We start from the raw sequence: 25,477 nt of genomic DNA, 5'->3' as shown, positions 1-25,477 counted from the left end.
CCCGGTCTGCATACTCCTGGTACCTCGCAGGAGGCGGGCCGGGCACCGCGCGTGCCCACGCGAACCGGGAGATGGGGCATCCATGGGCGACACGGCACTCGTACTCGGCGGCGGCGGACTCACCGGGATCGGCTGGGAGATCGGCCTGCTGCACGGTCTGGCCCGCGCCGGCGTGGACGTGACCGGCGCGGACCTCGTCGTCGGTACGTCGGCGGGCTCGGTGGTCGGCGCCCAGCTGACCTCGGGCGTGCTCACCCTCGAAGAGCTCTACCGGCGCCAACTCGCCAGTGCGAAGGGCGAGATCCCCGCGACGATGGGCCCCGCCATGTTCGCCCGGTACGCCTGGGGTGTGCTGCGCTCGCGCGACGCGAAGGCGTACGGCGTCCGGATGGGGAGGATGGCGAGCGCCGTACGGACGGTGGGGGAGGAGGACCGGCGCGAGGTGATCGCGCAGCGGCTGCTCTCGCACGACTGGCCCGAGGGGCCGCGGCTCGTGGTCACGGCGGTGGACGCCGCCACCGGTGAGCTCGCCGCGTTCGACCGCGACAGCGGGGTCGGCCTCGTCGACGCCGTCTCGGCCAGCTGCGCCGTGCCCGGTGTGTGGCCCCCGATCACGATCGACGGCCGGCGCTACATCGACGGCGGGGTGCACTCCTCCGCCAACGCCGCACTCGCCGCCGGATACGCCAAGGTCCTCATCGTCGCGCCGATCGCCCTCGGCGGCGGACCGCTGCCGACCCCGCGCGCCCAGGCCGCCCGGCTCACCGCCGCCGGCTCGAAGTGCGTCCTCATCACCCCGAGCCGCGAGGCCCGCCGCACCTTCGGCCGCAACGTCCTGGACCCGGCCCGCCGCGCACCCGCGGCCCGCTCGGGCCTCGCGCAGGCGGCGGCGCACGTGGCGGAGGTCAGGCGGCTCTGGCAGGACTGAGGGCCGGGCCGGGTCTTCGTGCCGTGCCGCGCCGGGGTGCCCGCGCACCGGCCCCGCGCACGGGAGCCGCGGGCCGGTCATGAGGAATGAGCCGGTCAGGTCCGCGCGTGCGACCGGCCCGGCACAATGGAGCGGTGGACGAGCCGATACCCGTGATGCGCACCGTGGACCACGGTGTCGCGAAGCTGATGCCCGATGTGGACCGGCCGCGGGCCTGGCTCCTGACCGTGGACGGCGCACCGCAGTCGTACGTCGACCTCGACGACCCGACCCATCTCGAGTTCGAGTACGCCCGCCGCCTCGCCCACGTCCTCGACGCGGTGGAGCCGGGCCCGGTCGACGCGGTGCACCTCGGCGGCGGGGCGCTCACCCTGCCCCGCTACCTCGCGGCCACCCGCCCCGGCTCACGGCAGCAGGTCGTCGACGCCGACAAGGCGCTGCTCGCCCTGGTCACCGAGCACCTGCCGGTGGCCGAGGACGCCGGCATCCGGACCTACGGCGCCGATGCCCGCACCTGGTTGGAGTCGGCGCCGGACGCGAGCGCCGACCTGCTCGTCGCGGACGTCTTCGGCGGCTCGCGCGTCCCCGCGCACCTCACCACCCTCGGCTACGCCCGCGAGGCCGAGCGGGTCCTGCGCCCCGGCGGTGTCTACCTCGCGAACCTCGCGGACGGCGCGCCCTTCACTTTCCTGCGCTCCCAACTGGCCACGTTCCAGGCGGTGTTCGGCCACCTCGCGCTGGTCGCCGAACCCGGCGTGCTGCGCGGCCGCCGCTTCGGCAACGCGGTCCTCGTCGCCGCGCACCACGAGCCGGACACCGCAGAACTGGCCCGCCGCACGGCCGCCGACGCCTTCCCCGCCCGGGTCGTGCAGGGACTCGCGCTGACCCGCTTCATCGATGGGGCACGCCCGGTCGAGGAGTCCGACGCGGTGGCCTCACCCGAGCCGCCCGGCGGGGCGTTCGGCATCGGCTGAGGAATCCCCGGGCGCCGGCGCGCGGCGCCGTACTCGTCGAGCGAGGCCGCCGCTCGGGCGCGGCGGCCCACTTGGGTGCGGCGGCCCACTTGGGCTCGACCGGCCCGGTCAGCCCGTCTCGGTCGGGTCACCCGAGAGCCGGACCGTGCTCATGATCTTCATGATGGTCTCGTCCGACAGCTCGTCGTCGACGCCGGTCGGGCCGTGCAGGTTCCACGCCACGAAGTCGTTCGCGGAGTTCTTGAAGCCGAAGGTGATCGCCTTGCCGTCCGTGGCGCACTTGCCCTTCTCAGGGGTGTTCTCCGAACGGGCCCACGCGTAGCTGCCCTTGATGCCCGACTTCGTCGTGAACTCCTTGGACTTCTTGTCGGCCTTCACGCTCTTCTTGTCCGGCTGGGTGTATCCGCCGAAGACCCACCACGCGACCTGGTTGACGGCGACTTCGTTGGTGTCCTTCGCGCCGTTGGCACCCTTGGTGCCGACCGTCGCGAGCGGCGTGTTCTCCGTGCTGCCGTCCTTGTCCTCGTCGGACTCGCACCAGTTCTTCTTGAAGTACGCGGGCGCGGACATGATGATCAGCGGCTTGCCGTCCTCGGACTTGTCGTCCTCGAAGCCGACCATCATCGACGGGGAGTCGACCTCCCAATCCGCCGGCACGTCGAAGGCCACCCCGCGCTTGGGGTTGACCACGACCTTCCAGCCGGGGATGACCGGGTCGATGTTGGAGCCGGTGCCGCGCGGGTTCTCCTCCTCGGAGGCGGAGGCCGAGGGGCTCTTCGGGGCCGACGAGGTCTTGTCGCCGCCGCCCTTCGCGGTGTCGGACTTCTTGCCGTCGTCCTTGCCGAGCACCAGGTAGCCCGTGACACCCGCGGCGACCACCACGGCCGACGCCGCGATGATCGCGACCAGCTTCGTACGGTCGCCGCCGCCACCGCCGCTGCCGCCCCCCTGCGGTGCCTGCGGCTGGCCCGCCAGGCTCGGCGCGTTCCACTGGCCGGAGCCGGGCTGCTGGTAGCCCTGCTGCTCACCGGTCTGCGGGTAACCGCCCTGCTGCTGGTAAGGGTTCGGCTGCTGGTACCCCGGCTGCTGATAGGGGTTCGGCTGCTGGTACCCCGGCTGCTGGTACGGATTCTGGTTGGCGTCCTGCGGGTTCTGCTCGCCCCCGGGCGGCTGCTGTCCTGGCCACATGGCGCCTAACGATAGAGGGGAGGCCGGGGAGGGGCCACGCCCGCCCCCGATTGTGACGAGCTCGGCACACAGCACACCGCGACCTCGGCCTCGCCGGGGAAGGGTATGGTCAAGCAGGCTTACCGGTCGGTAACATCCAGGCCATGAGCGCAGACCAGATGTCGATCGGCGAGATGCTCGCCGCGACCGTTCCGATGGCCCGCACGCTGAACCTCGAGTTCGGCGAGACCACCCCCGAGCGGGCCGTGGTGACGCTGCCCGACCAGGGCGACTTCCACAACCACGTCGGCGGCCCGCACGCCGGCGCCATGTTCACGCTGGGGGAGTCCGCGAGCGGGGCGATCGTGCTCGCCGCCTTCGGCGACCAGCTCTCGCGCGCGGTGCCGCTCGCGGTGCGCGCCGACATCGCGTACAAGAAGCTCGCCATGGGCCCGGTCACGGCCACCGCCACGCTCGGCCGCCCGGTCGCCGATGTGGTCGCGGAGCTGGACAAGGGGGAGCGCCCCGAGTTCCCGGTCGCCATCGAGATCCGCCGCGAGGACGGTGCCGTCACGGGCGAGATGACCGTCGTCTGGACGCTGCGTCCCAACAGCTGATTTCTTCAAGGTCTGAACGCAAGAGCCGTTCGGACCGCTCCTCCGCGCCGACGCGCCCGCTGCAACCACCCCGCAGCGGGCGCGTCCTCCGTTTCCGTACGCTTCCGTGTTCATGTCATTGACACGAGTCAGTGACGGTCATAAGTTCCCCGGCGTAACCCGTGGTGTCTGACAGCCCGTCAACTCTCCCTTGTCGCATAGTGCGTCTATTGCTTTCAAAGCACGAACGCCGATCGCCAGTTGGCACGTGTACATGCACTGCCTCTTCACGTGTACGTGCACCGCCTTCACGTGTTCCTGCACCGCCACGCGTACAGAAGGAGTCACGGCCCATGCCCCCGAGCGCCCCGACCCCGAGTGCCCCGACCGTCTCCCGCCGCTCCGCCCTCCGCCTGCTCGGCACCGCCGTCGCCGTGGCCACCGCCGCAACCGCCGGTGTCGCGGCGCCCGCCCACGCCGCCTCCGCCGCGCGCAGACCCGACCGTGCGGCCGGCCCGCGCGTCGAGGCGCTGATCGCCCGGCTCACCCTCGACGAGAAGATCTCCCTGCTGCACGGCGCCGAGGACCCCAGAGCCCTCGGTCAGGCCGGGTACATCCCGGGCGTGCCCCGGCTCGGCATCCCGGAGCTGCGTCTGGCCGACGGTCCGGCCGGCGTGCGCGTGAAGCAGCCCGCGACCGCGCTGCCCGCCCCGGTCCTGCTCGCCTCCACCTTCGACCCGTCCCTGGCCCGCGCCTACGGGGAGGTCATCGGCCGCGAGGGCCGCGCGCTCGGCCAGGACGTGCTGCTGTCGCCGATGTGCAACCTGGTCCGCACCCCGTACGCGGGCCGCAATTTCGAGACCTTCGGCGAGGACCCGCTGCTCAGTGCGGACATGGTCGCCGAGGAGATCCGGGGCATCCAGGGCGAGGGTCTCGTCGCGACGGTGAAGCACTTCGCGATGAACAATCAGGAGAAGGACCGCAACACGATCGACGTGTACGCGGACGAGCAGACCATGCACGAGACCGAGCTGCGTGCCTTCGAGGCCGCCGTCGCCGCCGGGGCGGGCTCCGTCATGGGCGCGTACAACAAGGTCAACGGCACCTTCGCCTGCGAGAGCAAGGACCTGCTCACCGACATCCTGCGCGACCGCTGGGGCTTCGACGGCTGGGTGATGACCGACTGGTTCGCCGCCCACAGCACCGTCGAGGCGATCACCGCCGGGCTCGACATGGAGATGCCCGGCGGGATCTACTTCGGCGCCGCCCTGAAGAAGGCCGTCCAGGGCGGCAGCGTGCCCGAGTCGGCCGTGGACCGCTCCGTGCGGCGGCTGCTCTCCGTGATGGACCGCTTCGGGCTGCTCGACGGCTCGATCGGCCCCCGTCCCGGGCGCGACGCCGAGGCCGGCGCCCGTACCGCCCTGGAAATCGCCAGGGCCGGCGCCACCCTGCTCCACAACCGCCGAGGCACCCTCCCGCTGGAGGGCGCGGCGGCCCGCAGCATCGCCGTCATCGGCCCCACCGGTAAGCACCCCTTCGTCAGCGGCGGCGGCAGCGCCCACGTCGTGCCCGACCACGCCGGCTCCCCGCTCGACGCGATCCGCGCGCGGGCCGGACGCGGCGCGCAGGTCTCGTACGCGCTCGGTGAGGACCTGTACGGCAAGGCGATCCCGGCCGGCGCGCTCAGTCCCGGGTTCGACGCCGAGGGCCAGGGCGTCGCGCCCGGCGCGACCTGGGAGTACGACGGGACGCTCGACGCCGAGGACGCGGGGGAGTGGACCTTCGTGATCCACTACTCGGGCGAGCGGCCCAAGGTGCGCCTGGACGGCGAGGAGCTGTTCCCGCTCGCGCCCGGAGTCGGCGAGTTCTTCTCCGGCGGCCTGGTCAGCGCCGCCCCGGACGGCCTCCACGTGCGCCGCAGGACCCTCCAAGTGGCGGGCGGCGCGCGGCGCCTCACGATCACCGCGAAGGGCGGCGACAAGGGCCAGCTCTTCCGGCTGCGCAGAGTGACCGCCGCAACCCGCGCGCAGGACGTCGCCGAGGCGGTACGGGCGGCACAGGGCGCGCACAGCGTGGTGCTCTTCGCCTACGAGGACGCCACCGAGGGCCAGGACCGCACCACCCTCGCCCTGCCCGGCCACCAGGAAGCCCTGATCAAGGCGGTCACGGCCGCCAACCCCCGGACGACCGTCGTCCTCAACACCTCCTCGGCCACCTCGATGCCCTGGCTCGCACGGACCGGCGCGGTGCTTCAGATGTACTACCCCGGCCAGGAGGGCGCCGCCGCCACCGCCGCCGTGCTCTTCGGCGACTGCGACCCCGGCGGCCGGCTCACGCAGACCTTCCCGGTCGACGACGCCACGCATCCGACGGCCGGCGACCCCGTGCGCTACCCGGGGGTGAACGGACGCCAGGAGTACACCGAGGGCGTGCACATCGGCTACCGGTGGTACGCGGCCGAGGACAAGCGGCCCCTGTTCCCCTTCGGGCACGGACTCTCGTACACCTCCTTCCGCTACAGCGACCTCGAAGTGCGCGCGGACGGCGGGGGCCTCGCGGTGAGCTTCACCGTGCACAACACCGGCCGGCGCACCGGTGTCGACATCCCTCAGGTGTACGTCGGTCCGTCCCCCGAACTGTCCGTGGAACAGGCCGAGTTGGCGCTCTCCGGTTACCGCAGGGTGACCCTGCGGGCCGGGGAGCGGCGCCGGGTCACCGTCCATGTGGCGCGGCGGTCGCTGTCCTCCTGGGATGCCAAGCGGCACGGCTGGGTGCTCGGCACCGGACGGCGCGCGGTCCAGGTCGGCGCATCAGTCGGCGATCTGCGGCTGCGGTCCGTGGTGAAGGTGGGGCGGTGACCATGGGAGCCTCTGCGATATCGAGTGCCGGGAAGAGCGCGACACGGAGGGGCGGGATCTCCGCGATACGCCGGCGCGTGGGCCTCTTCGTGGCGGCGGTGCTCGCGGCCGGCAGCCCCGTGCTGTCGGCCGCGCCCGCCCAGGCCCGCGCCGAGCGCGTCGATCACGACACCGTGGTGCACACGACCGGCGGTCTCGTACGGGGTGAACGGACCGGGCAGGGACGGCAGTTCCTCGGCATCACCTACGCCGAGCCGCCGGTCGGCCGGCTGCGGTGGCGGGAGCCGCAGCCGGTGCGGCCCTGGCTCGGGGTGCGGGACGCGACCTCGTTCGGCAACCGCTGTGTGCAGGGCGCCAGTTGGGACCCGGGCTACGAGCGCCCGAGCCTGACGGAGAACTGCCTCGACCTCAACGTGTACGTGCCCGACACCAAGCGGGCGCAGCAGCTGCCGGTGATGGTGTGGCTGCACGGCGGCGGTCTGACGGGCGGCGCCGGTGAGGACGTCGTGCCCGACGTGTTCGCCGCCGAGACCGGGACCGTCGTCGTGACCGTCAACTACCGCCTCGGTGCGCTGGGTTTCCTCGCCACCGAAGGACTCGACCGGGAGGCGGGTGACGGGGTCTCGGGCAACTTCGGGTTCCAGGACCAGCAGCTCGCGCTGCGCTGGGTGCAGTCCAACGCCGGCCGCTTCGGCGGCGATCCGCGCCGCGTGACGATCGCCGGGGAGTCCGCGGGCGGCGGCTCGGTGTGCAACCAGCTCGCCTCGCCCACCGCCAAGGGCCTGTACCGGGCGGCGATCATCCAGAGCGGCGCGTACAACGACTGCGCGGCCCGTACCCGCACGAAAGCCGTCGAGGAGGGGGCGGCCTTCGCGAGGAAGGCGGGCTGCCCCGACCCGGCCACCGCGCCCGCCTGTCTGCGCGGCAAGTCGGCCCAGGAGATCCTGACCGCACAGGCCGGGTTCAGCTGGTCGGCCGTCGCGGGCGGCGGCTTCCTGCCGCAGCAGCCCACCGCGGCCTTCGCCGCCGGGGCGGCCGCCGGAATCCCCGTCATGAACGGCGCCAACCAGGACGAGGGCCGCCTTTTCGCCTTCGGCCAGTACGACGCGCTCGGCAATCCGCTCACCGCCGCCGAGTACCCCAAGGCCGTCGAGCGGCTCTTCGGCCCGCAGCTCGGGCCCGAGGTCGTACGCCGCTATCCGCTCGCTGCGTACCCGTCACCGAGCATCGCGTACGGCACCGTGCTCGGCGACCAGTTCATGGCGTGCACGGCGCTGCGGCTCGACCGCACGCTCGCCGCACGAGGCAAGGTGTACGCGTACGAGTTCGCGGACCGCACCTCGCCGCCGTTCGCCTCGCTGCGCAGACTCGGCACCACCTTCGACTTCGGGGCGACCCACGTCAACGAAGTGCAGTACCTGTTCCGGCACTTCGGGATCGACACCCCGCTCGACGACCAACAGCGGGTCCTGGCACGGCAGATGGTGCAGTACTGGGGCTCCTTCGTCCACGGATCCCCGCCGCGCGCCCAGGGCGGCCCGGTCATGCCGCACACCGAAGGGCGGGTCCTCAGCCTGCGCACCGCCCCGGCCGGCGGGCTCGACGTGAGCACCACGGTCGGCGAAGACCACCAGTGCGACCTCTGGGACGCGGCCGCCACCGCGTGATCCAGTAGGCTGCCCGGCGGCACACAGGGTCCGACACCGACCGGATCCAGGGGGACTGTGCCGCCGGGCAGATGCACGTGGACCGGAGGGAACGGCCTTGCAGGAATGGCTGGCCTCCGTCCCCGCGAGCGCCGTCTACCTCCTGGTCGCAGGGGTGCTGCTCGTCGAGAGCGTCGGCGTCCCGCTGCCGGGCGGCCTCATCCTCGTCACCGCCGCGCTCCTCGGCTCACGCTACGGGGAGATCGACCCGTGGCTCCTCGCCGCGAGCGCGGCCCTCGGTGCCGCCTGCGGCGCCTTCTGCGGCCTCGCGCTCGGCAGGCGGGCGGGACGCCCGCTCCTGGAACGGCTCGGCCGGCGCTTTCCCCGGCGCCTGGGACCGGCCCGACTCGCCGCCGCGGAACGGTCGTTCGGCGCATGGGGGCCGTGGGCGGTGCTGTTCGGGCGCTTCGTGGCGCTGCTGCGGATCTTCACCGGACCGGTGGCCGGGACCCTGCGCATGCCCCTGTGGCAGTTCGCCCCCGCCAACACCTTCGGAGCCGCGCTCTGGGCGGGCGTGACCACCGGAGTGGTCCACCACCTGGGCCTGGCGGCGAGCCGCTGGCTCACCCGCTTCTCCGCCCTCGTCCTGGCGGGTGCGGTGCTCCTCACGGTCACCGCGGTGTGGTTCCTGCGGCGCAGGGCGCGGCGTGGTCCGGCACCGGGACCGGCCGCCCCCGACCCGGGGGCGGCCCCGGCTCCCGATTAGCGCCCCGTGGACCTACTCGTGCGCCGCGCGGTGCGCCTTCGCCAGCTCCGTGTACATCGCCGCGTTGAGCTTGATGCCCTCGCGCTCCTCCTCGGTCAGCGGCCGGCGCACCTTCGCGGGGACGCCCGCGACCAGGGAGCCGGGCGGCACCTGCATGCCCTGCGGGACCAGTGCCTGCGCCGCGACCAGCGAACCGGCGCCGATCACCGCGCCGTTGAGCACCGTGGCGCCCATGCCGATGAGGCAGTCGTCCTCGACGGTGCAGCCGTGCACCGTCGCGTTGTGCCCCACCGAGACCCGGTCGCCGATGGTGACGGGGAAGCCGGGGTCGACGTGCACCGTGCAGTTGTCCTGGATGTTGCTGTCCTCGCCGAGCACGATCGGGCCGCAGTCGGCGCGCAGCACCGCGTGGTACCAGATGCTCGCGCCCGCCTTCAGCGTCACCTCGCCCATCGCCACCGAGGTCGGTGCGGCGAACGCCTCCGGGTGCACCTCGGGGTCCTTGCCGCCGACTCCCGCGATCAACGCCCGCTCTGCCATGCCGTGCTCCTCATTGCTCAGGTCTTCGTGCGCCCAGGGGAACGGTAAGCGACGGGCGTCCGGCAGCCGCAGGGTGGGGTGAAGATCACAGGTCGCGCCTCTCATCGCTTCGCGCGCACATGAGTACGGTGTCCGGGTGCCGAACAGGAACACGTTCTCATCGCTGGCCGCGGCCCGGCGCCGCCTGGTCACGCGCGCCGTGCACGCCGGATGGCAGTGGGTGCAGCGCTCGGGCGCCGTCACGGCCGAACGCCCGGGCAGGCTCAGGTTCCGCCGCATCGGCGCCGGGACCAAGCTGGCCTTCCCGCAGGGCACGGTGTTCGGCGAGCCCTGGATCGAACTCGGCGACCACTGCATCGTCGGGGAGCAGGTGACGCTGACCGCCGGCATGATGCCGGACCTGGACCTCGGTCCCGATCCGATCCTGCGCATCGGCGACGGCGTGGTGCTCGGCCGCGGCAGCCATGTCATCGCCGACACCACGGTGACGATCGGCGCCGACTGCTACTTCGGCCCGTATGTCTACGTCACGTCCACGAACCACAGTTACGACGACCCCGAGGAGCCCGTCGGCAAGCAGTGGCCGCGCATGGAGCCGGTGGAGATCGGCCCCGGCTGCTGGATCGGCACGGGCGCGGTGATCCTGCCCGGCGCACGCCTCGGCCGCAATGTCGTGGTGGCCGCGGGCGCGGTCGTCCGCGGCGAGGTGCCCGACCATGCGGTCGTGGCCGGTGCGCCCGCCCGGGTCGTACGGCGCTGGGAGGCCGCCACCGGATGGCAGCCGCCGCTGCGGACCCCGCCGCCCGTGCCGATCCCCGCGGGCATGACCTCCGAACAGCTGCTCGCGCTCGCGGAGTTGGTGGACGAGGAGCCGGACGCCGGGGTGCGGTGACCGGGGGAGCGGCGACCGTCAGCCGCCCGCCAGGAGCACCGTGCCGACCAGCGCGAGCCCCGCACCCGCGGCCTGCACCGCCCGCAGCCGCTCCTTGAGCACCCCGCGCGCCGCGAGCGCCGTCACCACCGGGTAGAGCGAGGCGAGCACGGCGGCCACGGTGACCGGACCGTGCTGCGCGGCGATCGAGTACGTGCCGTTGGCGGCCACGTCCGCGAGCCCGATGAAGGCCAGCGCGGGAACGGAGGACCACACCGCACGCATCCCGCCGTCGGCCGGCAGGATCTCGGCGCCCCGCCGGGCCGTGACGTACAGCGCGAGGCCGCCCGCCGTGACATTGGCGACGCGCTGCACGAACAGTGCGAGGAACAGGCCGGTGAGCGTGCTGGAGGCCTCCGCGATCAGCGCCATCACCGTGCCGAACCCGAAGGCCGCGACCAGCGTGAGGAACAGCGCCTGCCGCTGCACGGGAGCGCCGCGGAACTGCGGGCCGCCCGCCATGACGATCCCGACCACGGCCACCGCGATCCCGCCGTACTGCATCAGCCCGGGCCGCTCGCCCAGCACGAGCCCGACCCCCACCGGCACCGCGACCCCCACCGAACCGAGCGGCGAGACCACGCCCATCGGGCCGAGGGCGAGCGCCTTGTAGAAGGAGAGCATCGCCACCGGGCCGACCAGACCGGCCGCGACGGCGAACCACAGCTGCGGGCCCCACTCGCTCCAGCCGCCGGTGGCGACGACGATCGCGCCGAGGACCACCACGGCGATCACCTGTGAGGCGACCACCACCGTGAGGGCGGGGATGCGTCGGGTCAGCAGTCCGCCGCCGAAGTCGGCGAGACCCCAGAGCAGGCTGGTGGCCAGGGCGAACAGTGCTGTCATGACGTAACCTCGCAGTACAGTGTGTTGAACGATTCGGTGCACCACACCGTAGTTCAGTGAACTGAACTCTGTCAGCCAAAATATTGGACTCACGGGCGCGGTGTGGTGGCCGTGGCCGCGGATGAAGGACGGGGAATGTCGTCGGACCTCGATCAGCTCACTCAGTCGCTCGCGCGCAATCTCAAGCGCTGGCGGGGTGAGCGGGGATACACCCTCGACGCGCTCGCCGCCCGCGCGGGGGTCAGCCGCGGCATGATCATCCAGATCGAGCAGGCCCGCACGAACCCGAGCGTCGGCACCACCGTCAAGCTGGCCGACGCCCTGGGCGTCTCCATCACCACCCTGCTCGACTACGAGCAGGGCCCGCAGGTCCGGGTCGTGCCCGAGGACCAGGTCGTGCGAATGTGGTCGACCGAGGCCGGCAGCCACACCAAACTGCTCGTCGGCACGGAGGTGCGCGGCCCGTTCGAGCTCTGGGACTGGCTCCTGATGCCCGGCGACGCCAGCGCGTCGGACCCGCACCCGTCCGGCACCGTCGAGCTCATCCACGTCACCGCGGGCGAGCTGACCCTCGTCGTCGACGGCACCGCACACGCCGTACCGGCCCGCTCCTCCGTCTCCTTCGAGGCCAATGTGGCGCACGCGTACCGCAACGAGGGCGACGTACCGGTGGAGATGACCATGGCCGTCCAGATCCCGGAAGCAAACTGACCGCCGCAGCGCGCGACTGTTAGCTTGCGGTCATGCGTGCTCCCATCGGCGACTTCGACAACGCCCGCCCCGCCCCCGACTGCCTCGACGAACTGACCGCCCCGGTCGCGGACGCCGTACGCCACTGGCGCGGCACCGTGCCCGCCGAGCAGTTCCTGTACGTGGACACCGACCCGGCGATCGCCGACACGGCCGTGTTCGTGGAGCACTACGGCCAATCGCTGCTCGACGAGTCCGCGAACTGTGTGGTCGTCACCGGCAAGCGCGGCGGGGAGAGCTCGTTGGCCGCCTGTGTGGTGCTGTCCCGCGCGAAGGTCGACGTCAACGGTGTGGTGCGGCGCCAACTCGGCGCGCGCAAGGCCTCGTTCGCCCCGATGGGCCTGGCCACCGGCGAGACCGGGATGGAGTACGGCGGGATCACGCCCATCGGGCTGCCCGGCGACTGGCCCCTCCTCGTCGACGCGGCCGTCGCGGACACCCCGTACGTCCTGATCGGCAGCGGACGCCGGCGCGGCAAGCTCATCGTCCCCGGCAAGGCCTTCGCCGAACTGCCGGGCGCCGTGGTCGTCGAGGGCCTCGGGATCGGCTAGCGGTCATGGACAGATGGCCGGGCACCGACGAGATGGTGGAGTGGATCCGCACGGTCGTGGCCCGGGGCATCCGCCGCCCCGGCTATCCGGCGGACACCTGGACCGAGCAGTGGGCGGCGCGCATGCTGCGCTCGTTCGGACTCGACGTCGCACGGGAGCCCGTGGCCGTGCCGCGCTGGCTGCCGCGCTCGGCGACGCTCACCGTCCGCAGCGCGGACCAACAGGCCGCGGGATGCGGGGAGTTGACGGTCGAAGGCTTCCCGCTGCCGTTCACGGCCCCCACCCGCGCGACCACGGCGCCCCTGGTCCGCCTCGCCGACGCGCCCGCCCACCCGGGCGCGCTCGCGGTGGACGAACTGCGGCTCACCGAACTGCCCCAGTCCTACGTCCGCTCCCTGGCCACCTCCTCGTACGACCCGGAAGGCGTCTTCGACACGCTCGTGCAGACGCTGCCGTTCGGGCCGCGGCTCAACCAGGTCGTCGAGCCGGCGCTCGAAGCGAAGGCGGCAGGGTACGTGGGGGCGTTGGACTTCCCGTGGGAGACCCGCGACTACTACGTGCCGTACGACGCCGTCGAACGGCCCGTCCCGGGACTGTGGTTGAGGCCGCGCGACACCCGCCGCGTCCTCGCGCTCATGGACAAGGGTCCGTGCACGGGCACGCTCACCAGCAGTTCACGGCTCACGGACGCGACGAGCCACAACGTGGTCGCCACCCTGCCCGGTGCCTCCGACCACTGGGTGGTCATCGCCTCGCACCACGACGCCCCCTGGGCCTCCGCCGTCGAGGACGGCACCGGCATCGCGCTGGTGCTCGCCGCCGCGCGCCACTGGTCGCGGGTGCCGCGCGAACGGCGGCCGCACAACCTCCTGTTCCTGCTCACCGCCGGGCACATGGCACACGCGGCCGGCACCCGCGCCTTCATCGAAACCCACCGCGACCTGCTGCCGAATGTGGTCCTCCAGATGCACATGGAACACGCGGCCCTGCGCTGCGTCCCCGAGGACGGCGTCCTGAAGCCGACGGCCGACCCCGAGGTGCGCTGGTGGTTCACCACGCAGGAGGCGCCGCTGGAGCGGCTGGTGCACGAGAGCATCGCCGCCGAGCGGCTGCGGCGCTCGCATGTCCTCAAGCCGGACGTGTTCTCGCCGATGCCGCCCACGGACGGGGCCTTCTTCCACCCCGAAGGCGTCCGCCTGGTGCACTTCCTGAGCGCGCCCATGTATCTGGTCGACTCCGCGGACACGCTCGACAAGGTGGACACGGAGGGTTTGTTGCCCCTGTCGCGCGCGGCGGCCCGCATCGTCGAGGGCACGCGGGGCTGGGCGCCGCCGACAGCTTGACGCGGCAGGCGTATACGCCCCCACGTACACGCTCAGCCACGTACGCGCTCAGCCACGTACGCGCTCAGCCCACGTGCACGCGCGGTCTGCGCTCGCGGTCCGGCTCGGCCCGGCGCAGGACCTCGCGCGTGACCGGGGCGACCTCGCCGTCGCCGAACACCAGGAAGCGCAGCAGATGGCTGACCGGGTGGCCCTCGGTCCAGTTGAAGTACGCGTGCGGCACCTCGCCCGTGCGGTCGCGCAGCGCGAGCAGCACCGCGGCGATCGCGTTCGGCACGACGGAGGATTCGACGCGCAGCCGCCGCGCCCCGTGCTTCTCGTCGCCCTTCACCTCCAGGTCCGCGGTGAACTCGGAGGAGTCGCGGATGAACACCTCGAGGAAGAGCACCGGCCGCCCGCCCGGGATGAAGGTGGCCTCGCGCTGGCTGTACTCCTTCTCGCGGTACTCGACGGTGCTGTGCTCCTGCGGCTCGTTGGCGATGATCCGCAGCGGCCCGCCGAGGGCCGCCGCCTCGTCGATCAGCTGCTGCGCCCGGTCGTCGAACGTGACCCGCGCGGTGCGCAGTTCGAACGCGCGGTGCACCCGGGAGGCGAAGGAGGTGATGAGGATCGCGAGGATGAACAGGGCCGCGATCCGGATGCCGTCGGGCCGCTCCACCACGTTGTCGACCAGCGTGTATGCGAGCACCGCGGTGATCACGCCGAAGCCGACCATCCCCTTGCGCTGCCCGGCCTTCTTCGCCGCGGCCGTACAGGCGAAGGCCGCCGAGAGCATCAGGACCAGGACACCGGTCGCGTACGCGCCGCTCTGCGCGTCGACGTCGGCGTTGAACCACAGCGTGATGAACACGGCGATGGCCATGAAGATGAGCACCAGCGGCCGGACGGCGAGCGTCCACTGCGGGGCCATGCCGTAGCGCGGCAGATAGCGCGGCACGAGGTTGAGCAGACCCGCGAGCGCGGAGGCGCCCGCGAACCAGAGGATGGCGATGGTCGAGACGTCGTAGACCGTGCCGAACACCTCGCCCAGATGATCGTGCGCGAGATAGGCCAGCGCCCGCCCGTTGGCCTCGCCGCCCTTCTCGAACTCCTCCTGCGGGATCAGGATCGTGGTCGCGAGGCTGGAGAGCAGCAGGAAGCAGCTCATGATGACGGCCGCGGTGGTCAGCAGCCTGCGGGTGCCCCGGATCCGGCCCGCCGGATTCTCGTACGTGTCGTTCGGACCGCCCTTGACCTGCGGCATCACCGCGACACCGGTCTCGAACCCGGACATGCCGAGGGCCAGCTTCGGGAACACCAGGACCGCCACCCCGACCATCACCCAGGGCGAGGAATGCTCGGCGGTGGCCGCGTCCCACCAGTTGTCGATCTGGACCGGCTCGGTGAGCACCTTCCAGGCGGCGGTCGCGAGCACCACCACGTTGAGCGTCAGATAGACCCCGACCAGGACGACGGCGACGCCGATGGCCTCGCGGAACCCCTTGAGGAACACGGCGCCGAGCAGCGCGATCAGGAACAGCGTGATCCAGGTGTGCTCCCCGTCCAGCCAGTGCGGCGCGAACGGGTTCTCCTCCACGTGCGCCGCGGCGTCGGCGGCCGACAGGGTGATCGTGATGATGAAGTCGGTGGCGGCGAAGCCCAGCAGGATCAGGACGAAGATCTTCCCCGACCACCACGAGAGCAGCCGCTCCAGCATCCGGATCGAACCCTCGCCGTGCGGGGACTCCTTGGCCACCCGGCGGTACACCGGCAGGGCGCCGAGCAGCGTGAGTCCGATCAGGACGATCGTGGCGAGCGGCGAGAGCAGACCCGCGGCCAGCGCCGCGATGCCCGGCTGGTAGCCGAGCGTCGAGAAGTAGTCGACACCGGTGAGGCACATGACCCGCCACCACTTGTGGCCGCGGTGCTCCGATGAGGGGGTGCCGTGCGGACCGGCGTGCTGAGCGGTCTCGGCGGTGAGGCCTTCGAGGAGCCAGGCACGGAAGCGGCCGCGCCCGGAGGCGTCGGCCGGAGCCTGCGGAGGTTCCACCTCGGTGCCGGTCAATGCGTTCTCCCTGCGGTCCGCGGGCGACGAGGCGCTGCGCCTCCCGCGGTCCGCGGGACGTGAGGCCGGTCGTGCTCACATCCTCACGCGAGGGGACTTTCCGGGCGAACGGTGTGCGGGCGGATCCCCGCTGTGCCACGGGTCGGCCGCCGCCGTATGTGCTCCATTCGGTTGTACGGGCACGGGCACGGGTGGGCCGCTTCCCCCTCTGCGGGTGCGCCGGCGCCGTACGCACTCCACGGCCACCGAGACCACCGTGACCAGACCGAAGGACAGCACGAGCCCGTACAGGGGACGGTCCGCGAAGGCCGCACCGCCGAGAGCGCCGACGCAGACCGCGAACACCGCCCAGAGCGCGCTGCCCACGGCGTCGTATCGCGCGAACCGGCGCAGCGGGTAGCGCAGGGCGCCGGTGGTGAGACCCACGGCCACCCGGCCGCCCGGCACGTAGCGCCCGGCGACGATGAGGAGCGGTCCGTGCCGAGCCAAGGCCGCGGCGGCCCACGCGTACCTCCGGCGTCCCCGCTCGCCGCGCAGGAACCGGGCCAGGAGACGGGGCCCGGCCCGGCGCCCGAGGGCATGGCCGCCGAGGTCGCCGGCGAACGCGCCGGCCGCGGCGAGCAGGGTGAGCAGCGTGAGCCGCCCCGGGTCGGGGCCGATGAGGACCGCGGCCGTCACGACCGTGGTCTCGCTCGGCATGAAGGGGAGCAGGGCGTCGAGGGCGGCGGTCAGGAAGAGGGCGAGCCAGAGCCAGGGGGAGTCGAGCAGCTGCTGCAGGGTCTGGACGTAGCCGTCAAGCATGGAGAGTGAGGTCGGCGGGCACGGGAGCGCGATGCGGGAGCGTGGTGCTCGTGCGCGACCGCATCCCGAGTACCGCGTCCTGCGCGGTCCGTGCGAGGGACCGCCGGTCCCATGACGGGTCCGGGTACAGGACCTCGTGCGCCTCCACCCGTACGGACAGGCCGTCCGCCCGCGCCACGCGGTGCAGCGAGGGCAGGAAGCCGTCGTCGCCGACGAACGCGGCGACCGTGCTCGGCGCGCCGTGCTGCCGGTAGCCGACGGTCACCGGCCTGACGGGCGCCCGGGCGTCGAGCGCGGCCTGGAACATGGCCCGCCGGAACGTGCCCGCGTCCTGCGAGCACCACGTCGTCGCCTGCGGGAACACTGCCACCGAGCGGCCCGCGAGCAGCGTCTCGCGGACCACGGCCACCTGCTGGTGCAGTCGCCGGAAGCCGTCCCGGTCGATGAAGCAGGTGCCGGCCCGGCGCGCCAGCGTGCCCACCACCGGCCAGCCGGCGACCTCGCGCTTGGCGACCAGCGTGACCGGCTCACGGGCGAGCAGGGCGATCACGTCCAGCCACGAGATGTGGTTGGCGACGATCAGGGTGCCGGTGGTGCGGGTGGTGCCGGTGGCGTGCGGGCCGGGGGCGCTCAACTCGCCCTCCCCGCCCTCCTGTCGGACCTCCAGCGCGTCCAGGAGGTGCCGCGCCCGCAGCCGCAGCGCGGCCGGGTCCGTGAGGGTGCGGCGGTGGGCCGCGGTGCCCGCCACGATCGCGGTGAAGTCGGCGTGGCGCCGCAGCGCGGTGCGCGCGGACACGGGGCGTGCCCGGTGCTGCACGCAGTCCGGGCCGCACGGCGACTCCACCGCCCACACGGTGCTCACCGGTCCTCGCCGAGGAAGTAACGCCGGTAGCGCTCACCGACGTTGGCCATCGGCAGCAGCACATAGAAGTCGGCGACGCCGAACTCCGGGTCGTGCGCGGGCGCCCCGCACATCCACGCGCCCAGCCGCAGATAGCCGCGCAGCAGCGGCGGCAGATCCGCGTACGAGGGACTGCCGGCCAGCGGGCCCCCGGGCTGCCACGGACGGTGCGGGTGGACCCGCAGGTCGGCGGGCGCGGCGTGCTTGGCGTTGCCGAGCAGCCAGGCGCCGGCCGCGGCCCGGCCGCCGTCGTCCAGCGGTACGGAGGCGCAGCCGGCCAGGTAGGCGTGGCCCGAGAGGAGCACGTAGCGGGCGAGCGCCGACCACAGGAGGTTGATCACTGCGCCGGTGCGGTGGTCCGGGTGCACGCAGGAGCGGCCCGCCTCCACCAGGTGCGGCCGGATCGGGGCGAGCCCCGAGAGGTCGAACTCGCTCTCCGCATAAAGCCGTTCACCGCGGCCCGGCGGTATCAGCCGGTAGGTGCCGACGACCTCGCCGCTGCCCGTCTCCGTCACGATCAGGTGGTCGGCGAGCGCGTCGAACTCGTCGATGTCCAGGCCGGGTTCGGGCGAGTGCAGCCGCGCCCCGAGCTCACCCCCGAACACCTCGTACCGCAACCGCTGCGCCGCGCGCACCTGGTCGGGGGTGTCCGCGATCGTGACCTCATAGGCGGCCGAGGCGACGGTTACAGTGGACAGTGCAGGACTGGGCATGGTGACACCTGCTCTCCATACGCTGGGGACGTCCGCGCGCATCGAGTCGCATCGCCCGCGCGGACTGCTCATGTCGTGCACGGGCCGTCGAGTTGCCGCTCGGCGGCCCGATCCACTCCACCGTGCAGCCGCGCGGTGAACGCGTCAAAGATTTCTGACAGTTGTCAGGGGAGAATGAGGGGAAGTCAGGGTCGTGTCGGGGACGGCCCCGGCGAGCGGCGTCAGGGCTTCCCGGCAGGACGGATCGTGTGCAGCAGCGGGCGGCCCGGCCGCCCCTGCGACGTGCACGAGGAGCGCAGGGCGCAGCCGCCGCAGCCCGCCGGCGGGCAGCCGCCGGAGACCGCCTCGCGCGTGAGGACTCCGCGGCCGACCCAGTAGTCGACCATGGCGGCCGCCTCGTCCGGGGCGACGCCGACACGGTCCGCGATCGCGTCGAGGGTGCCGCCGCGGTGCACCTCCACCAGGATGCGGCGCAGCGGGCCGACGGCCGGGGCCGGGCTCACCACCACAGCCTCCCGATCTGGAACACCGCCACCGCGAGCAGCCAGGCGATTGTCAGCTGGATGCCGGTGGACAGCAGCGTGAGGCGGCCGCCCATCTCCTGCCACTGCGCGGCGAGCGTGGCCATGCAGGGCGTGTACGCGAGCAGGAAGACGAGGAAGGCCAGGACCGCGGGCAGCGGATGGCCGCCGGAACTGCGTGCGAAGGTCTCGTGCAGCCGGGTGCCCAACTCGCCCGCGTGGTCCGGGCTGTCCGGCTCGTCCGCGCTGTAGGTCTGCGCCACCGTCGCGACCACCGCCTCCTTCGCGACGAAACCGGTGCCGAGCGCGGCCGCCGTGTGCCAGTCGTCGAAGCCGGCCGGCGCGAAGGCCGGGGCGGCCGCACGGGACATCGCGCCGAACACACTGTGCTCGACCGGCGCCTCGCCGAAGGAGGTGCCGGAGGCCGCGCCCAGCGGAATCGCCGAGAGCAGCCAGACGGCCGTGACCGTGGCGACGATGACCCCGGCCGCCGTCCTGAGGAACCCGGCGAGCTTCTGCCAGGTCTGCGTGCCGACCACGCGCAGCGTCGGCAGCCGGTACGGCGGCAGCTCCAGGACCAGGGCCTCGCCCCGCAGTTCACGGAAGAGCGTCCTGCGCAGGAGCATGCCGATGCCGACGACGAGCAGCACCGACAGCAGATACATCGCGAACACCACCGTGCCGGCGGTGGATCCGAAGAAGACGGACGCGAACAGCACGTACACCGTCAGCCGCGCGCTGCACGACACATACGGGATGATCATGCCGACCAGCAGCCGCTGCCGCCGGTTGCCGAGGATGCGCAGCCCCGCGAGCGCCGGCACGTTGCACCCGAAGCCCACGATGATCGGCAGGAAGGCCCGCCCCGGCAGACCGAGCCGCCGCATCAGACGGTCCACGACGAACGCCGCCCGCGCCATGTACCCGGAGTCCTCGAGCAGGGCGAGCAGCACGAACATGATGACCATCAGGGGCACGAAGGTCAGCAACTGGCCGACGCCGCCGATCAGTCCGTCCACCACGAGCCCGCGCAGCCAGACCGGCGCACCGGACAGCGCGCCCGAGGCCGCGTCGGCGACCGGGCCGCCCACGAAGCCGCCAAGACCGTCCTGCAAGGGCTTGGCCAGCGTGGTCGTCGCCGTGAACACACCCCACATCGCGGCCAGGAACACCGGGATCCCGAACCAGCGGGACGTCAGCACCCGGTCCACCCGGTCGGAGACCGTGGGCCCGGCGCCCGACCGCTGGGTGCGCACCACCGCGAGCACCTCGTGCACCCAGGCGTACCGCGCCTCGGCCGCGGCGAGTCCGGGATCGTCCTCCTCGTCGCCGGCCACGTCGAGGTGGAGCCTGCAGGGCGGCCGGTCGTCGAGCAGCTGCTCCCGTACGGCGTCGGCCAGTTCGTCGAGCCCCTGCCGCCGGCGTGGCACGACGGGGACCACGGGCACCTTCAACTCCCGTGCCAGAGCCGCCTCGTCGACCCGGATGCCGCGCGCCCGCGCCACGTCCGTCATGGTCAGGGCGACCACACAGCGCACGCCGGTCCCGAGCACCTCGGCGAGCAGGTAGAGGTTGCGGGCCAGGTTGGCCGCATCGACGGTGACCACCACCAGGTCCGGACGGCCCTCGGCCCCTCTGTCCGTGAGCAGCTCGCGGGTCAGCTCCTCGTCCGGCGAGCGCGGGACGAGGCTGTACGTGCCGGGCAGGTCGACCAGACCGACCGGGGCGCCGTGCCCCGGCCGCCAGGTGCCGCGGGCGACCCGGACCGTCTTGCCGGGCCAGTTGCCCACGTGCTGACGGGCCCCGTGAGCGCGTTGAACAGCGTCGACTTGCCGACATTGGGGTTGCCGACGAGGGCGACGACCGAAGCGCCCGGCATACGGGTGTGCTCGACGGGCGGGCAGCAGGCGGGAGTCAGGACGGGCGTCCGCGGGTCAGTCACGGGAGACCGCCGCGACCTGCACGTGCCGGCCGCTCTGTCGGTGATGTCCGTGTTCCTCGATCCGCTCGATCCGCTCGATCTGGAGCGCCTGCGCCGTCTCGTCGTCGACCGCGACCCGTGCGTCCCCGAGGGCGAGCAGCAGCCCGCCGGTCGCGCCGCGCCCGACCACCCGCACCAGCGCACCGCGGACGAAGCCGAGCTCCGCGAGCCGCAGGCGGTCCGGTGCGTCGGTGGTGATCCGCCGGATCCGGGCGTGGGTGCCGGGGGCGCAGCCGCGAAGGGTCACTGGTCCGCCTTCCAGAGGGTTTGATGGGGTAAGCCTAAGTTGCACCTTTCATGGCTTTTGCCGGGTCTGGTCAAGGCTCGGTCAAGCGGGGCGGAACCGGGAAAGAAGGCCCGGACGGACGGCCCGGGGCGCCGGGACCTTCGTCCCGCGGCGATAAGGGGAGCGTGAAGTCGCCCCGGCGGAACGGGGATTGGGGTGTGTGCCCGCGCCTTCGCGGCTACGGTGATCAGCAGGTCGGTCCGGTGGCGTACGCGGGGGAAGGGGAGGGCGTGCTGGAGGCGGCGGTCATGGGCGCGGTCGGTGTGGTGGTCGGCGGTGTGGCGCAGGGGGCGACCGGCGAGGTGGGTAAAACCCTCGCGATCTCCTTCGGTGCCTGGGTCCGCAGGGTCCTGGGCCGCGAGGTGCAGGCGCCCGCGACCCAGGCCGAACAGACGGCCCTGCTGCGCAGTCTCACGGCCGCCCTGTCCGTGCGTCCCGAACTGGCCGCACAACTCGACCAGTTCAGGACCGGGCGCGCGGAGCTGAGCACCGCCCGGCCCGGACTCCCCGCCCCCGCGCGCCACTTCGAGGACCGCAAGGCCGCGCTGAAGGCGCTGGACGCGGAGTCCGCGCGCCCCTTCGACGGAACCCCGCGGATCGCGGTCGTGCACGGCCCCGAAGGCATGGGGACCAGCGAGCTGCCCCGCCGCTGGGGCGCGGAGCGGCGTGAGCGCTATCCCGACGGTCTCCTGTACGTCGATCTGCGCGGCCGTTCGCCTGTCCGGGGACTGTCCGCCGCCGCCGCATCCGCCCAGCTCCTGGCCCAACTCGGACTCGCCCGCGACGAGATGCCCGCCGGCGCGGAAGGCCGCTGCGACCTCCTGCGCGCCCTGCTCGCTGAGCGCGAGGCCCTGGTCGTACTCGACCACGCACACTCCGCCCCCCAGGTCCTGCCGCTGATCACCGCGGCTGCAGGGGTGTTCACCGTGGTGGTGGCGACGCATCCGCCCGCCGGCCTCGACGCCGTGCGGATCCCGGTGGGGCCGCTGCCGGGGCGTGATGCGCGCAAGCTGTTCGAGGCCCTCGTGGACGAGCAGGCGGCGGCGCGGCTCGGCAAGGAGCTGCGGCGGGAGCTGGAGCGGTGCGGTGGATCGCCATTCGCGGTACGGGCGTTGGCGGCGCGGGTGTCGTGCGGAGCGCCGTCCTCGGCCGAGGGCGACGCCGTGAGTGCGGCGGCCGAGGCCGGGCACCGGCTGCTCGGCCCCGACGAGGCACGGATCCACCGGCTCCTCGCCCTGCGGCCCTGGCCCTCCTTCGGCGCCACCGCGGCCGCACGCGCCGCGGACCTGCCCGAAGCCGACGCCGAGCGCGCCCTCGCCAGGCTGCATGCGCTGCACCTGGTCGAACCGGCCGGCCCCGACCGTTTCCGCCACCGCCCGGCCGTGCGAGCCCACGCGGCGCGCACGGTCGAGCCCGGCGAGGAAGGTCCGGCGCTGCGGCGGATGGTCGACGGGTACACCGACTTCGCCCGGGCCGCCGCCCATGCCGCGCTGCCGCTCAGCTGGCGCGTGCCCCGGCCCCGTGCGGCCGGCAGGACGTTTCCCGGCGAAGGAGCCGCCTTGGAGGCGCTGGCGGGCGAACTCCCGAATCTCGTCGAGGCGGTGTACGCCGCCGAGGACCTCGGTGACGTGGACGCCGTCGTGGGACTGTGCCGTTCCTTCTGGCCGCTCCAGCTCAAGGCCGGGCACCACGACACCGTCCTCGATGCCCTGCGGACCGGCGTGCGCGTGGCCGGTGCACAGGCGACGGGCGACACGGACGCGGCGGGCGGCAGGGACCTGGCGGCCCTCCACCTGCAACTCGCGCTGTCCCTGACGGAGTTGCGCCGCTGGCAGGAGGCCGAGCCCGAGGCCGAGGCGGCCGCCCGCGCCGAACGGGAGGCCGGGCATGTGCGCGGCGAGGCGTCGGCCGTCGAGTTCCTCGGGCTGCTGCGGCTGCGCCAGTGGCGCTTCGCGGAGGCGCTGGAGTGCTTCCAGAGTGCCGGACGCGTGCTCGACGGCATCGGCCCCGGCGACGAGGGCGCTGCCGACCTGCCGAGGGCCCGGGCGCTGCTCGCCCGCCACCAGGGGCGCGCACTGGGCGGCCTGGGACGGCACGGTGAAGGCGCCGCCCGGCTCGAGCAGGCGCTGGCCGGCTCCGCGGCCCTCGGCGACGCGTACAACGAGGCCCGCGCGCGCACCGATCTGGCCGAGATCCTGATCGCCTCGGGGGACTGCGCCGCGGCTCTGCCCCATCTCGACGCGGCCCTCGGCACGTTGCGCTCCGAGGGAGCGACGCAGCACGTGCAATGGCTCGAACGTCTGCGGGCGCGTGCCTCAGCCGGCGAAGGAGACGCGGGCGACGCTCACGGCATGTGAGCGGGTGCCGAGACGGACCCGCAGCCCGTGGGCCACGAGATCGTCCACCGCCTTGCCGGCCGCCAGCCAGGCATACAGGGCACATCCGTAGGCCACCGGGTCCGCGTCCGCGCGGTCGTGCGGCTCGGAGCGTGTGGGTGCGGCGGTGTGGTCCGGCGCCTCGGCGCCGATACGCAGGAGGGCGCCTTCGCGCGTGCGGGCCACGGCGGAGTGCGGGGCGTCGGTGTACACGGCGAGGCCGCAGTGCGGCAGCCGCTCCAGGACCTCCGCTGTCCACCGGGCCGGCGGTCCCAGGCGCGGATCGTCCGCCGGTCCTGCGCGGAACACCAGGCCGGCCTGGTCCAGGGAGCCCAGATCGCGGGTGTCCTCATGGACGGCCGTGAACACCTCGCCCTCGCCCTCCGGTTCGTCCACGGGATCCGCGTAGCGCGTCACGGTCACCTGCCCGGGTGCGGTGATCCGGACGAACACCCGTTGCGGTGCGGTCGGCTCCGCCGGTTCGTACGAGGGCAGTGGCAGACGGCGCAGCGTCGCCGGGTGCGCGGGCTCGGGCAGGCCCATCAACGCGTGGAACAGCCGCCGCAGGCGGGCCGCGGACTCGCCGGGCATCGAGGTGGTGCAGTGCGCGGGTCCCGTGGGCGGCGGCCGGAGCCCGTCGAGCTGGGGCCGCAGCGGCGCGTGCAGGTCGAGCATGGGCGCTTCCCGTACGAATGCGGCCGAAGGCGAGCGCGGGTCGATCGCGTCGAGCGGCCCGGCACCGAGCAGGACGGGGATGCCGAGCGCGGCCGCGTAGAAGGACACGGAGCCGTGGTCGCCGATCACCGTGTCGGCCGCGATGAGCGCCTGGCGCCAGCCGTCCACGGGGTCGATGAGGGTCAGCCCGGCCCGTACGGCGCGGTCGAGCCAGGCACGCACCTGGCCGGGGCCGTGGCCGTACCAGATGTTGGGGTGCAGGACGGCGGCCAGCCGGTATTCGTCCAGGGGGAGTTCGGTGGCCAGGCGGGGGAGCAGGGCCGGCAGGAGATCGTGCTCGTCGCCCGCGAGAGAACCCGTTCCCCAGGTCGAGTTGAGCAGGATCAGGCGCTGTCCGGTGCCGACGCCCAGCGCACGCCGGTATCTGGCCCGCAGCGGGCGGTGGGCGAGGATGCGGTCGAAGCAGGGGTCACCGGCGAGCACGGCGGTGCCGGCCGCCTCCGGGCAGGTGGTGTGCAGGCGGTCGAGCTGCTCGGGGTGGGAGAGCACGAGGGCATCGGCGAACGGGCGGCCTTCGTGGAGCAGCCAGGCGGGATCGAGCCCGAAGACGGGCGCGCCCGCAAGCCCGGCCGCCGGACGTCCGGTGTCCGGTGTCCGGTGTCCGGTGTCCGGTGTCGCCAGCTTCTTAGCGTATCCGACGCCGTGCGACAGGATGGCCAACTTCCCTGGAATACCGGGTAGTTCACCGCCGAAGCTGGCCGACACCGCGAGATCCACCGGTGTCGCGAGCGCCTGATCCCACGGCAGTACGGGCACGCCCGCAGCCGCGAACATCTCGTCCAAGCCCGCCGTGAACGCGGACGACCCCGTACACGTTGCGAGGACCTGTACGCGCTCGTCACCGTCGAACAGCCCGAGCACATCGAGCAGCCGGGTCGCGGACGTGACGTTGTGCACGACGAGCAGCACGGTGTGCAGCCGGCCGCGGGTCACCCAGCGCTCGGCGCCGTCCCCGACCGGCACCCGTATCCATGCGTCCTGCGATCCGCCCATGCAGCCACCGCCCCCACCTGGCCCGACATCAAGATCTCCGGCGTGAGCGGTCACGATAGCCGGGAGCCGACGGAAGGCGAGAGCGGGCTGCCCGTGTGAAGGACGGACCGCCCGCGCGGAGGCGCACGACCGGACCGCCCGCGCGAAGGACACGACCGGACCGCCCGGCACGCTCCCGCCGGAGCCTGCCGGGCGGTCCTCCGCACCCCTGCGGTCGGATGGCCCGCGATG

The 25,477-nt window shown here is 73.1% G+C and carries 22 protein-coding genes and 2 pseudogenes; 11 read left to right on the top strand and 13 right to left on the bottom strand.

Translation table 11 applies throughout. The annotated features are described in order from the left end of the window. Positions 1-82: 82 nt before the first annotated feature. Both BLT97_RS16560 and BLT97_RS16555 read left to right on the top strand, forming a co-directional pair. Positions 83-928 carry a patatin-like phospholipase family protein gene (locus tag BLT97_RS16560; RefSeq protein WP_093610770.1) on the top strand — a complete coding sequence of 282 codons (846 nt, stop codon included), beginning with the start codon at positions 83-85 and terminating at the stop codon, positions 926-928. Positions 929-1,062: 134 nt separating this feature from the next. Continuing rightward, on the top strand, positions 1,063-1,902 hold the full coding sequence (locus BLT97_RS16555) for a spermidine synthase (protein ID WP_176953783.1): 840 nt from the start codon (positions 1,063-1,065) through the stop codon (positions 1,900-1,902). Positions 1,903-2,010: 108 nt separating this feature from the next. On the opposite strand, the gene BLT97_RS16550 is transcribed toward BLT97_RS16555, so the two are convergent. Continuing rightward, positions 2,011-3,090 carry a DUF8017 domain-containing protein gene (locus BLT97_RS16550; protein WP_093610766.1) on the bottom strand — a complete coding sequence of 360 codons (1,080 nt, stop codon included), beginning with the start codon at positions 3,088-3,090 and terminating at the stop codon, positions 2,011-2,013. A 143-nt stretch (positions 3,091-3,233) separates the two neighbouring features. Between BLT97_RS16550 and BLT97_RS16545 the strand changes: the two genes are divergently transcribed. The 4 genes from BLT97_RS16545 to BLT97_RS16530 all read left to right on the top strand — a co-directional run bounded on the left by BLT97_RS16545 (position 3,234) and on the right by BLT97_RS16530 (position 8,935). After that, positions 3,234-3,686 carry a DUF4442 domain-containing protein gene (locus BLT97_RS16545; RefSeq protein WP_176953782.1) on the top strand — a complete coding sequence of 151 codons (453 nt, stop codon included), beginning with the start codon at positions 3,234-3,236 and terminating at the stop codon, positions 3,684-3,686. A 332-nt stretch (positions 3,687-4,018) separates the two neighbouring features. Beyond that, complete coding sequence (locus tag BLT97_RS16540) at positions 4,019-6,523, top strand: beta-glucosidase family protein (protein WP_093610762.1); 2,505 nt, start codon at positions 4,019-4,021, stop codon at positions 6,521-6,523. A 77-nt stretch (positions 6,524-6,600) separates the two neighbouring features. Beyond that, the gene (locus BLT97_RS16535) at positions 6,601-8,190 is read left to right on the top strand and encodes a carboxylesterase/lipase family protein (protein ID WP_245769361.1); all 1,590 of its coding nucleotides are present in this window, start codon (positions 6,601-6,603) and stop codon (positions 8,188-8,190) included. 97 nt (positions 8,191-8,287) lie between these two features. Next, the gene (locus tag BLT97_RS16530; RefSeq protein WP_093610758.1) at positions 8,288-8,935 is read left to right on the top strand and encodes a DedA family protein; all 648 of its coding nucleotides are present in this window, start codon (positions 8,288-8,290) and stop codon (positions 8,933-8,935) included. Between the two features lie 12 nt (positions 8,936-8,947). Here BLT97_RS16530 and BLT97_RS16525 read toward each other — a convergent pair whose 3' ends face one another. Next, positions 8,948-9,475, bottom strand: a complete 528-nt coding sequence (locus BLT97_RS16525) for a gamma carbonic anhydrase family protein (protein ID WP_093610756.1) — start codon at positions 9,473-9,475, stop codon at positions 8,948-8,950. 136 nt (positions 9,476-9,611) lie between these two features. On the opposite strand from BLT97_RS16525, the gene BLT97_RS16520 reads away from it, so the two are divergent. Further along, entirely contained in the window at positions 9,612-10,367 is a 756-nt protein-coding gene (locus BLT97_RS16520; protein WP_093610754.1) for an acyltransferase, read from the top strand. Between the two features lie 18 nt (positions 10,368-10,385). On the opposite strand, the gene BLT97_RS16515 is transcribed toward BLT97_RS16520, so the two are convergent. Beyond that, positions 10,386-11,252 (bottom strand): DMT family transporter, encoded by an 867-nt coding sequence (locus BLT97_RS16515; RefSeq protein WP_093610752.1) that lies wholly within the window; start codon positions 11,250-11,252, stop codon positions 10,386-10,388. Between the two features lie 135 nt (positions 11,253-11,387). Here BLT97_RS16515 and BLT97_RS16510 point away from each other — a divergent pair, with 135 nt between their 5' ends. The 3 genes from BLT97_RS16510 to BLT97_RS16500 are packed head-to-tail and all read left to right on the top strand — an operon-like array spanning position 11,388 to position 13,896. Beyond that, positions 11,388-11,963: a helix-turn-helix domain-containing protein gene (locus tag BLT97_RS16510; RefSeq protein WP_093610750.1), complete on the top strand. Its 576-nt coding sequence runs from the start codon at positions 11,388-11,390 to the stop codon at positions 11,961-11,963. A 32-nt stretch (positions 11,964-11,995) separates the two neighbouring features. Further along, the gene (locus BLT97_RS16505; protein ID WP_093610748.1) at positions 11,996-12,553 is read left to right on the top strand and encodes a YbaK/EbsC family protein; all 558 of its coding nucleotides are present in this window, start codon (positions 11,996-11,998) and stop codon (positions 12,551-12,553) included. A 5-nt stretch (positions 12,554-12,558) separates the two neighbouring features. Next, positions 12,559-13,896 carry a M28 family peptidase gene (locus tag BLT97_RS16500; RefSeq protein ID WP_093610746.1) on the top strand — a complete coding sequence of 446 codons (1,338 nt, stop codon included), beginning with the start codon at positions 12,559-12,561 and terminating at the stop codon, positions 13,894-13,896. 64 nt (positions 13,897-13,960) lie between these two features. Here BLT97_RS16500 and BLT97_RS16495 read toward each other — a convergent pair whose 3' ends face one another. The 9 genes and pseudogenes from BLT97_RS16495 to BLT97_RS16465 form a co-directional block, all read right to left on the bottom strand. Beyond that, positions 13,961-15,940 (bottom strand): APC family permease, encoded by a 1,980-nt coding sequence (locus BLT97_RS16495; RefSeq protein ID WP_093610744.1) that lies wholly within the window; start codon positions 15,938-15,940, stop codon positions 13,961-13,963. A gap of 75 nt (positions 15,941-16,015) precedes the next feature. Beyond that, positions 16,016-16,741, bottom strand: coding sequence for a DedA family protein (locus BLT97_RS16490; protein ID WP_093610742.1), 726 nt, complete (start codon positions 16,739-16,741; stop codon positions 16,016-16,018). Further along, a complete protein-coding gene (locus tag BLT97_RS16485) occupies positions 16,734-17,603 on the bottom strand; it encodes a lysophospholipid acyltransferase family protein (RefSeq protein ID WP_245769360.1) in 870 nt (289 codons plus the stop codon). The genes BLT97_RS16490 and BLT97_RS16485 overlap by 8 nt, the downstream gene beginning before the upstream one ends. Then, complete coding sequence (locus tag BLT97_RS16480) at positions 17,600-18,355, bottom strand: GNAT family N-acetyltransferase (RefSeq protein WP_093610740.1); 756 nt, start codon at positions 18,353-18,355, stop codon at positions 17,600-17,602. The genes BLT97_RS16485 and BLT97_RS16480 overlap by 4 nt, the downstream gene beginning before the upstream one ends. 221 nt (positions 18,356-18,576) lie before the next feature. After that, a complete protein-coding gene (locus BLT97_RS16475) occupies positions 18,577-18,858 on the bottom strand; it encodes a FeoC-like transcriptional regulator (RefSeq protein ID WP_143041339.1) in 282 nt (93 codons plus the stop codon). Further along, a complete protein-coding gene (gene feoB / locus BLT97_RS16470) occupies positions 18,855-20,132 on the bottom strand; it encodes a ferrous iron transport protein B (protein ID WP_425442721.1) in 1,278 nt (425 codons plus the stop codon). Before feoB ends, BLT97_RS16475 begins: the two co-directional genes overlap by 4 nt. Before the next feature lie 192 nt (positions 20,133-20,324). Further along, positions 20,325-20,680: pseudogene (locus BLT97_RS39115) on the bottom strand (FeoB small GTPase domain-containing protein); the annotation flags it as partial. Then, positions 20,678-20,755, bottom strand: a pseudogene (locus BLT97_RS39110) (GTPase); the annotation flags it as partial. The pseudogenes BLT97_RS39115 and BLT97_RS39110, both read right to left, overlap by 3 nt. Positions 20,756-20,810: 55 nt before the next feature. Then, entirely contained in the window at positions 20,811-21,104 is a 294-nt protein-coding gene (locus tag BLT97_RS16465; protein WP_176953781.1) for a FeoA family protein, read from the bottom strand. 269 nt (positions 21,105-21,373) lie between these two features. Here BLT97_RS16465 and BLT97_RS16460 point away from each other — a divergent pair, with 269 nt between their 5' ends. Beyond that, the gene (locus tag BLT97_RS16460; protein ID WP_143041338.1) at positions 21,374-23,500 is read left to right on the top strand and encodes a tetratricopeptide repeat protein; all 2,127 of its coding nucleotides are present in this window, start codon (positions 21,374-21,376) and stop codon (positions 23,498-23,500) included. On the opposite strand, the gene BLT97_RS16455 is transcribed toward BLT97_RS16460, so the two are convergent. Next, positions 23,459-25,246 carry a hypothetical protein gene (locus tag BLT97_RS16455; protein WP_245769359.1) on the bottom strand — a complete coding sequence of 596 codons (1,788 nt, stop codon included), beginning with the start codon at positions 25,244-25,246 and terminating at the stop codon, positions 23,459-23,461. The two genes, BLT97_RS16460 and BLT97_RS16455, sit on opposite strands and share 42 nt — an antisense overlap. Between the last annotated feature and the right edge of the window lie 231 nt (positions 25,247-25,477).

Source organism: Streptomyces indicus (genome assembly GCF_900100315.1).
In the GTDB taxonomy this organism is placed as follows: Bacteria; Actinomycetota; Actinomycetes; order Streptomycetales; family Streptomycetaceae; genus Streptomyces; species Streptomyces indicus.
The sequence above is the reverse complement of the archived record's forward strand: the minus strand, read 5'-3'. Positions and strand labels throughout refer to the sequence as shown.